Here is a 1,928-nt window from a genome sequence, read left to right on the forward strand (position 1 = left end):
ATGAAGCTTGGCCAGGCGATCTACGAGAAGGAGCAGGCGAGCGGCGCCGCGCCCCTGCCCGGCCTGCTCGCCGCGGCCCCCGGTGGCGACGTCGCCGCCACGCTGGACGCACCCGCCGAGACCGAGGACCTGCTCGCCGACTATGCCCGCCTCGGCTTCACCCTAGGCCGCCACCCGCTCGCCTTCGTGCGCGACCAGCTCGCGGCCCTGCGCTTTCTCACCGCCGCCGACATCGCCGTCGCGCCCGACCGCATGCTCGCCCGCGGCGCCGGCCTGGTCACCTGCCGCCAGCGCCCCGGCACCGCCAAGGGCACGCTCTTCCTCACGCTGGAAGACGAGACCGGGCTCACCAACGTGATCGTCCGCCCCGAGCTCTTCGAGCAGCAGCGCCGCATCCTGCTCGGCGCGCGCCTGATGGGCGTGTTCGGTCAGATCCGCCGCCAGGGCCGCGTCGTGCACCTGGTGGCGAGCCGGGTGGTGGATCACTCGCCCCTGCTCGGCAGTCTGGCCGCGCGCAGCCGGGACTTCCACTGAAGACCCGCCACGCGACGCATCCGCACGACGGTTTCAGCGCACCTGGGGCGAGAGCCTCAAGGTCTGCAGCGGCTGCGGGCAATGCAGGGTGAGGTAGTAACGGCCAGCGGGCAGCTCGACCTCGAGCTCGGCCGGCTTGTCCGCGCACAGCGAAGTCTCGGCCACCTCCTCGAAGCGGCCGTCGGTGATCCGCAACCGTGCCTGCGCCGGCTCGGCGAAGACCATCTGCAGCCGATAGCGGCCGCCCTCGACCTCCCCGAGCGGGACGAAATATGCCCCCTCCTGCGGATTGTGCCAAGGCTCGAGCTCGGCCGCGGTCCACGCCTCCCCGACCGGGACCCCGGCACTCACCGGATATTGTCCGCAGGCCTCCTTGGTGTGGCGCAGCACGGCGAAGAGGAAGCGGACGTCCTCGTCGCTGATCGGCCCCAGGTAGCGCTGCATGTGGCCACGCGCCGCCTCGGGGCCATGATGAAAGCTCAGGCGTCCGCTGCACTCGCCCTCATGGCAGTTGGCGCAAACGGTGTTGAAGCGGACGACGCTATGTGCCGGTGCCAGTTCGGCATTCGCCTGCGCATGCAGGCCGAAGCCCGCGAAGAATGCGGCGAGGAACAGATTGCGGGCACGCGCGGGCGCCCGGGAGGGCGTGGCTGGGGGATGGATCGAACGCATGATGCACCTCGTGCACGGATCGAAAATCGGCCGAAGGCTTTCGCCCCACTATACGCCCGGCATCACCCGCTGTCCTGCACGCTCCCCGCGCCCGCCGGTGCTATCCTTGTTTCCGTTGCGATTCCGGTTCGAGGAGTCTTTTCCATGAGCGCGCACAAGACCGACGACCCCTTCGGATTCCGGGAGCGCCCGGGCGTCTACGACACCGGCACGGGTGCGATCAAGACCGTCGAGGCCAACCGCGGCATCCCCGGCATCGAGCGCGTCGTCATCCGCAGCTATTGCGGGCGTACGCAGGACGACCGGGTCTTCTACCGCCTCAGCGCCGACCGCAGCCGCGAGTTCGCCACCCTGGCGGAGGCCTTCGCCGCGCGCGCGGTCCACCTGACCTGAATCAGCGCTACGCGCCGCCAACCGGGCCAATCCGCCCGCGCCCGTCCAGCCACTCCGCCACGAAGCGCCGGGCGTCCGGCAGCCAGTCGGCGAAGTCCTGCGCGAAGCCCGCCGGATCGGCCACGAACTCCACCTCGGCGCCCGCGAGCGGGTTGGGCTGGCGCGCCCGCCGGCCCATGCGCGCGAGCACGTCGGCGATGCCCTCCAGCCCGGCGTAGCTGCCCAGCCAGTCCTCGCGCGCCATCCGCTCCAGCGCAAGGTGGGCCGACGCGGGCAGGTCCGCCCGGCGCGCCGCGAGCTGCCGGTACACCCCGGCGCAATAGGGCGCC

Annotated in this window: 3 protein-coding genes and 1 pseudogene; 2 read left to right on the plus strand and 2 right to left on the minus strand. The window is 71.5% G+C overall.

The features are described 5' to 3' along the window. Nucleotides 1-534: pseudogene (locus Q0112_RS15185) on the plus strand (error-prone DNA polymerase); the annotation flags it as partial. A 33-nt stretch (nucleotides 535-567) separates the two neighbouring features. On the opposite strand, the gene Q0112_RS15190 reads toward Q0112_RS15185, so the two are convergent. Next, complete coding sequence (locus Q0112_RS15190; protein WP_297976728.1) at nucleotides 568-1,206, minus strand: hypothetical protein; 639 nt, start codon at nucleotides 1,204-1,206, stop codon at nucleotides 568-570. Nucleotides 1,207-1,350: 144 nt separating this feature from the next. Here Q0112_RS15190 and Q0112_RS15195 point away from each other — a divergent pair, with 144 nt between their 5' ends. Then, nucleotides 1,351-1,599: a hypothetical protein gene (locus Q0112_RS15195; protein ID WP_297976730.1), complete on the plus strand. Its 249-nt coding sequence runs from the start codon at nucleotides 1,351-1,353 to the stop codon at nucleotides 1,597-1,599. 7 nt (nucleotides 1,600-1,606) lie between these two features. On the opposite strand, the gene Q0112_RS15200 is transcribed toward Q0112_RS15195, so the two are convergent. Continuing rightward, nucleotides 1,607-1,928 (minus strand): acyl carrier protein phosphodiesterase (locus Q0112_RS15200; protein WP_297976732.1); only part of this gene is annotated, 322 nt, incomplete at its 5' end.

It is taken from the genome of uncultured Amaricoccus sp. (genome assembly GCF_937858865.1).
GTDB lineage: Bacteria > Pseudomonadota > Alphaproteobacteria > Rhodobacterales > Rhodobacteraceae > Amaricoccus.

Bases quoted from the DNA above. Each gene is read 5' to 3' on its own strand.
- Q0112_RS15195 (WP_297976730.1), top strand. From the start codon at position 1,351: ATGAGCGCGCACAAGACCGACGACCCCTTCGGATTCCGGGAGCGCCCG.
- Q0112_RS15190 (WP_297976728.1), bottom strand. From the start codon at position 1,206: ATGCGTTCGATCCATCCCCCAGCCACGCCCTCCCGGGCGCCCGCGCGT.